This is a genomic window from Candidatus Nealsonbacteria bacterium CG07_land_8_20_14_0_80_39_13, from assembly GCA_002779355.1.
Classification (GTDB): Bacteria; Patescibacteriota; Minisyncoccia; order Minisyncoccales.
The window spans coordinates 1-6,786 of record PEWS01000029.1; the positions used below are offsets into that span (position 1 = coordinate 1).

Sequence of the window (6,786 nt, forward strand, 5' to 3'; positions counted from 1 at the left end):
TCAAGGTCTGAAGTTGAATGCGTTAAGTGTTCGGATTGAGGGGTAGCTGTGGGGAACATGGGTTTCTCTATTATAGCCTCTTTTTTTAATCTTGGCAGTCTGCGTCCATCTCTCTTAAGCGTCTCCATTACCATCTCTGTGCTTGTTATGGCGATATTAAGGGAGCATAAACGCATTTTAAGTTCAGAAAGATCATCTAAACTTTCTTGTTCAATGACAAGAAATAAATTATTACTTGTCAGATAAGCCTCATTGACGCATTCCATTTCCAATATCTCTTCTAATATCTTTTCTAATAACTCTCCTTTGTCGCCGGGGATTTTATTCCTAATCGTTATAATTACATTCATTTTTTATGTTTGACCTCTTCAATTTTTATTGGTTTTGGCTCATAAAATCAGAAAAATCAATTCTGGGTATTTTATTTTTCAGGAGCTACCCTGATAAGATATAACAAAAAACAGTCCGAGTCAACAAAAAACAGAGGGTATGATCTGCAGCCTCTGTTTTTAAACTTCCCTGATATTGGCGCCGAGATGGCGTAGTTTTTTTACCAAATCTTCGTGTCCGCGGTTGATTTGAGAAACGCCACTTACAATACTCTCTCCCTTTGAAGTCAAAGCCGCTAAAACTAAAGCTGCGCCCGCTCTGATATCAGACGAGATCATTTTATTGCCTCCCAGAAGCGTTCTTTTCCCAAAAATTAAAGCTCGGTGAGGGTCGGTAACTTCAATGTCAGCCCCCATCTTCCTTAATTCCTGCATATAAAGAAATCTGTTCTCGTAAAGCGGTTCGTGGATTAAACTTTTCCCTTCGGCTTGAGTGAGGAGAACTGAAATGTGTGGCTGGAGGTCGGTTGGAAATCCCGGATAAGGGAGAGCTTGTATTTTTGTCGCTTTAAATTTCCCGCATGGTTTCATCAGAATACTATCTTCGAGAACGTTGAAATTCACTCCTATTTCTTTCATTTTTTCAAAAAAGAAAGATAAGTGGTCAGGGCAGACATTTTTTATCGTTCCTGATCCTCCGGTGATGGCCATAGCGACCATAAAAGCGCCGACTTCAAGCGGATCAGAACAAATAGAGTGCTTTGCTCCTGACAATTCTTTAACGCCTTCAATTTCAATGGTATGGGTTCCGACTCCTTTGATGTCAGCTCCCATATTGATCAGCATTTTTCCCAGATCCTGGACCTGCGGTTCAGCGGCGGCAATCTCAATTTTTGTTTTTCCCTTGACCAAAACAGCCATCATCATTAAGTTTTCCGTTGCCGTAACAGAAAATTCCTTAAGGACGATTCTTTTTCCGGTCATTTTTTGAGGAGCTTTAAATATGTAGAAGCCGTCTTTTTCTTGAATTTTTACTCCGAAATTTTTTAAAGCTTCCAAATGAGTGGTTATCGGCCTTAGTCCGATTTTATCTCCTCCCGGTTTAGGCACCCTTAATTCTTTAAATCTGGTTAAGAGGGGACCGATCATCAGAACCGAGACTCTCATCTTTTCAAACAATTCCGAAGATATTCTTTTCGGGTCAATATTTTTCGGATCTATTTTTATTTTATTCCTTCCCAGCCATTCAATTTTCGCCCCCATTTTTTCCATCATCTCTATTTGGTTTAGGACGTCTGAAACAAGAGGGACATTGTCAATAACGGATTCTTTTTCAGTCAAAAGAGAGGCAGCTAAAATCGCTCCGGCCGCATTTTTGTAGCCGGAAACAGTAACTGTTCCCGAAAGAGGAACTCCACCCCTTATGATAAAATTTTCAGCCATATTTTTAATTATTTTTTTTGCTTCTTTCCTTCTTTCCTTTTTCAGTGTATAATAAAAAAATGAATATGTCAAAGAAAAAAAACATCGTCGTTATCGGCGGGGGAACAGGGACATTTACCGTGCTCTCCGGCCTCAAGAAATATCCCTTGGATATTTCAGCTATTGTTTCTATGGCTGACAGCGGAGGCTCTAACAAGGTGATTAGAGATGAGTTAGGATTGCTTCCGACGAGCGACATAAGGCAATGCTTCGTTGCCTTAGCCAAAGAAAGCAATCAAACAGAGCAGCTTTTAAGGGATCTTTTTATGTACCGTTTTGATAAAGGCAATGGGCTGAAGGGAATGACTTTCGGCAATCTATTTCTGGTCGCTCTGTCTGATATTCTCGGTTCTCAAAACGAAGCCATTGAAAAGACCAGTCAAGTTTTGAAAATAAAAGGCAGGGTTTTGCCGGTTACTTTAAGCAACTCTAATCTTGCGGCTGTTTATGAAGACGGCAGCAAGGTGGTTGGAGAGCATTTTATAGACGAACCGGAACATGACGGAAAAGTAAAAATTGAGAAGCTTTTTTTGGAGCCGATTTCAAAAGCTAATCCAAAAGCCATATCAGCTATTATGGAGGCAGATATAATTGTCATCGGTCCCGGCGATTTATATACCAGCTTGATAGTTAATCTGCTTGTTAAGGGTATTGTTCCGGCTTTGCAAAAAACAAAAGGGAAAATAGTTTATGTTATGAATTTGATGACTAAATACGGCCAGACAGCCGGTTTTACAGCCAAAGACCATATTTCTGATTTGGAAAAATATTTAGGGAAAAATCAGCTTGACTATGTTTTGGTTAATTCAGGGAAAATTCCCGGAAAAATCGCTACAAAATACGGGAAAGAAGAAAATAGCATCGCTGTCGAAGATGATTTAGGGGAAGAGTCTTTTAAAATAGTAAGAGGAGATTTTCTCAACAAGAAAGAAGTTAAAAAAAGTTCCGCCGACTCTTTGAAGAGAAGCCTTATCCGCCACGATTCAGACAAACTGGCCAAAGCGATAAAGAAATTAGTTAAAATTTAATTCAGCGATTCTAAATTAACGCATAACTCATCCTCCCAAATCATTTCCGGGTAGCTTTTAAGCATTTCTCTGACGTATTTTTTTCGTTCCTCGTAAATTTTTTCTGTCTTGGCTTCAAATTTTACAGTCAAATAGGGGCCATTTTGCGAATAGCGGAAAATTATCATTCCGTCGTCAAAGTCCGCCCGCACGCCATCATCTCCGGGGATGATTTTATCATCAATAATCTTGGCGTTCGGGAAATCTTTTTTGAATATAACGGATAAATTTCTGACGACTTCTATTTTTTTGTCATCCGGACATCCCATTTTTATCTCCGGAGAGGAAATAAATTTAGGGAAACTTTCATAAAGCCTGCTCAAAGAAAGATTTTTCTCTGATAGATATTCAAGTATTCTTAAAGCCGCATAAGATCCGTCATCGTGACCGTAGGCATTGTCGGCAAAAAAGAAATGTCCGGAAAGCTCTCCGCCAAAAGCGGCATTTTCTAAGGCGATTTTTGATTTGATAAAGGAATGGCCTGTTCGCCAAACAATCGGGATGCCATTGTTTTCTTTTATGACTTCAGGGACGACTTGAGAGCACAGGGTATTGTAAATTATTTTTGAGCCGGGGAATCTTTCCAGTATTTCTTTGGCGAAAATAGCCACCAGCACATCGTTCCACAGGATACGACCCTTTTCATCAACGGTTCCTATTCTGTCTCCATCACCGTCGAAAGCTAAGCCTATGTCAGCTTTTTCTTCCAGCACTACTTTTCCGACTCTGTCCATGACGTTTTTTGACGTTGGGTCAGGTGTGCCGATTGGAAAACTCCCATCTACTTTCAGATTTTTTCCGATAACTTCGCATCCGGCTCGTTTTAAAATCTCCGGAATATAAATCCCTGTTGTTCCGCATCCGGAATCAACTACGACTCTGAATTTTTTCTTTAGACAGACTCTTTTTAGGATATCTTTATAATAATCTTCAGTGACATCCGCTTTTTTAATGGTTCCGATTTTTTCAGATTTAAAGTAGGATTCTTTTTCAACTATTTCTTTTATTTCCCGCACTTCTTCCGGGCCGGTAGTGAGGGAATAGCCGATGCCCATCTTAAAGCCGTTGTAATTGGCCGGATTATGGGAAGCGGTTATCATTACTCCGCCATTGGCTTGGAATCTATATTGAGCAAAATACATCATCTGCGTCATAACCATGCCGATATCAATGATATCAATTCCCATATCTATCATGCCTTTCATCAAAGCTTTCTGATAAGAAGGACCGCTCAATCGGCAATCTCGGCCGACAACAGCCTGCCGAATTTTTCTTCGGCGCAGGAATGCGCCATAAGCTTTGCCGATGGCTTCAACTTTTTCCGCATCAAGGTCTTTGTCAACTACGCCCCGAATATCGTAATTTCTAAAAACAAAAGGATTTATTTTAACCATATTTTCTCTTTTATTGTTTATTTAAGCTTTTCCATATAATAACATTTCAGTTGAGACTCATCAATTTTTTTGCTAAGATACGTTTATTATGCAAGCAGTTATATTGGCGGCAGGGGAATCATCTCGTTTTTGGCCGTTGAACACTCGGCACAAATCTCTATTAAAAATAATGGGCAAGCCTTTGGTTTGGTACACGATTAAAGGATTGGAGAAATCAGGATTTAAAGACATTGTTATCGTCCAAGATTTGAGAAGAGATATGGAGGAAGAGTTGAAAGAATACTCTTTCAAGGTGGAGATTAAATATTCAACCATAAAAGGTGGTAAAGGAATGGGAGACACGCTCTGGCAAGCAAGGAGCTTGCTGGGAGAAAACTTTTTGGTGGTTAACGCAGAAAGAGTAGATGCAGATGAAATAATGTCAAATGTCAAAGTCCAAATATCAAATCAAATCCAAAATCTAAAATCCAAAACCGTGCTGTTTGGGCAGAAGACAAAAACGCCGGAGCTTTTTGGAATTTTCAGATTTGAGAACGGCAAGGCGATAGAGATTGTTGAAAAGCCGAAAAAAGGACAAGAGCCGTCAGATATTAAGGCAGTCGGAGTCTATCTTTTGGAGAAAAGTTTTTTTGATGTTTATGAAAATGTGGAGAAAGGGATGTATGATTTTGAAAGCGCTTTGTCGGTTTTTATGAAAAAAAATAGCGTAGACGTAGAAATATTAAAGAAGGATGAGGAGGATACTCCTTCATTGAAATACCCTTGGCACCTGTTCGCTTTTGAAAGATATATCTTTGGCGAGTTTTTAAAGAAAAAAATATCTAAAACAGCCAAGATCGCCAAGAACGTTGTTATTAAGGGAGATGTTTTTATCGCTGAAAATGTCAAAATTTTTGAGGGGGCGGTTATAAATGGTCCGTGCTATATCGGCGATAATTGTATTATCGGAAATAATTCCTTAATTCGAGAGTACGTTAATTTGGAGAATGATTGCATGGTCGGAGCTAATGTAGAGATAGCCCGTTCTGTTTTTCAGGAAAATGTTCATATTCATTCCGGTTATTTTGGCGATTCTATTTTTGCTAAAGGCTGTCGGGTTGGAGCGGGAACTGTTACTGCCAATACTCGGCTTGATAGGAAAGAAATAATAGCGAAATTAAATATCAAAGGTCAAATATCAAATATCAAAACAGAGCTTAATTCTTTGGGAATTATCGTTGGGGAGAATACCAAAATTGGGATAAATGCGAGCTTGATGCCGGGGAAATCGATCGGTTCGGACTGCCTAATTGGCCCGGCTTCAATCGTCTCCGAAAACGTTGGCAATGGAAAATCTTTTCCGGACTTGACAAGGAGGGGATAATTTGCTAAGCTTTAATTAGTGAGCGCGATTCCAATACATTAAGTCGGCAGAAGGCCTCCCTCGAGTGAGGCTTTTTGCTTTCTTAAAATATCATATATTTGTTAGAATAACTTTATGGAGAAAAATGAAAAAACAAAAAAGAAAAATAAAATAAGAGCGTTGGTTTTGGTTTCAGGAGGATTGGACTCTGCCTTGGCGATTAAGATTTTAAATGAGCAAGAGATAGAAACGACAGCGATTGTTTTTAAGAGTTTCTTTTTCAATGAAAAAAGAGCTGAATCAGTGGCCAAGGAATTGAATGTGAACTTTAAAATTGTTGATTTTTCCGAAGAGTATCTGGCTATGGTAAAAAATCCGAAGCGCGGTTATGGCAAGGCGATGAATCCCTGCATAGATTGCCATTTGTTGATGTTGAAAAAAGCCAAAGAAATTATGGATAGAGAGGGATTTGATTTCGTCGCCACCGGCGATGTTTTGGGCCAGAGGCCGATGTCTCAAAATATCGCCAGCCTAAATTTAATAGAAAAAGAAGCAGGATTGGCAGGCTATTTGTTAAGGCCATTGTCAGCTAAAGTTTTGGAGAAAACTATTGTTGAAGAAAAAGGATTGATTGACAGAGAAAAATTGCTCGGAATTTCCGGCCGTTCCCGCAACGTTCAATTGGCCTTGGCAAAAAAATGGAATATCAAAAATTATTCTTCTCCGGCCGGCGGATGCCTTTTGACCGATAAGGAATTCGGAAAAAGATTGGAGGAGTTAGTTGAGAAGGAGCCGGGATGCGATGGTAATGATGTAGAGCTTTTGAAATTGGGACGGCATTTATTTCAAAATAAAATCAAAATAATCATCGGCAGAGATCAGGAGGAAAACAGAAAAATGGGAAAGTTGGCGCAGAAAGGAGACATTGTTTTGGAAATGGAAAATTACACCGGGCCATTGGCTCTGGTTCGCAATTATGGCGAGGAGGAAGAAGGGGGATTAGAGAAAGCGATCGGAAAGGCTAAAGAACTTGTTCAATTTTATTCCACTCGCGCCAGAGCCAAAACCGACGTAAAATTCAAAAAAACTTGTCTTAGGCACAGACATTTGTCGGTTTAGTTAGTTGATAATCTTCTAAAAATTGATTCGGCGATTTGCCGTTTAATCCGCAA

The 6,786-nt window shown here is 39.4% G+C and carries 6 protein-coding genes; 3 read left to right on the top strand and 3 right to left on the bottom strand.

Going from position 1 to position 6,786, the window contains the following annotated elements; translation table 11 throughout:
- Together COS96_02130 and murA are read right to left on the bottom strand one after the other, a co-directional pair.
- The coding region (locus COS96_02130; protein ID PIU43855.1) for a hypothetical protein at positions 1–350 on the bottom strand (350 nt) is incomplete at its 3' end.
- A 159-nt stretch (positions 351–509) separates the two neighbouring features.
- Positions 510–1,844, bottom strand: a complete 1,335-nt coding sequence (gene murA, locus COS96_02135; protein PIU43856.1) for a UDP-N-acetylglucosamine 1-carboxyvinyltransferase — start codon at positions 1,842–1,844, stop codon at positions 510–512.
- On the opposite strand from murA, the gene COS96_02140 reads away from it, so the two are divergent.
- A complete protein-coding gene (locus COS96_02140; GenBank protein PIU43857.1) occupies positions 1,832–2,839 on the top strand; it encodes a hypothetical protein in 1,008 nt (335 codons plus the stop codon). The two genes, murA and COS96_02140, sit on opposite strands and share 13 nt — an antisense overlap.
- Here COS96_02140 and COS96_02145 read toward each other — a convergent pair.
- A complete protein-coding gene (locus tag COS96_02145) occupies positions 2,836–4,272 on the bottom strand; it encodes a phosphomannomutase (GenBank protein ID PIU43858.1) in 1,437 nt (478 codons plus the stop codon). The genes COS96_02140 and COS96_02145 overlap by 4 nt on opposite strands.
- An 88-nt stretch (positions 4,273–4,360) precedes the next feature.
- Between COS96_02145 and COS96_02150 the strand changes: the two genes are divergently transcribed.
- Positions 4,361–5,635 carry a hypothetical protein gene (locus COS96_02150; protein ID PIU43859.1) on the top strand — a complete coding sequence of 425 codons (1,275 nt, stop codon included), beginning with the start codon at positions 4,361–4,363 and terminating at the stop codon, positions 5,633–5,635.
- A gap of 114 nt (positions 5,636–5,749) precedes the next feature.
- Positions 5,750–6,733, top strand: coding sequence for a tRNA 4-thiouridine(8) synthase ThiI (locus COS96_02155; GenBank protein ID PIU43860.1), 984 nt, complete (start codon positions 5,750–5,752; stop codon positions 6,731–6,733).
- Positions 6,734–6,786: the final 53 nt, after the last annotated feature.

What these genes read in the sequence shown, in the direction of transcription:
- COS96_02140 (PIU43857.1), top strand. Translation starts at nt 1,832, where the DNA reads ATGAATATGTCAAAGAAAAAAAACATCGTCGTTATCGGCGGGGGAACA.
- COS96_02155 (PIU43860.1), top strand. Translation starts at nt 5,750, where the DNA reads ATGGAGAAAAATGAAAAAACAAAAAAGAAAAATAAAATAAGAGCGTTG.
- COS96_02145 (PIU43858.1), bottom strand. Translation starts at nt 4,272, where the DNA reads ATGGTTAAAATAAATCCTTTTGTTTTTAGAAATTACGATATTCGGGGC.
- COS96_02150 (PIU43859.1), top strand. Translation starts at nt 4,361, where the DNA reads ATGCAAGCAGTTATATTGGCGGCAGGGGAATCATCTCGTTTTTGGCCG.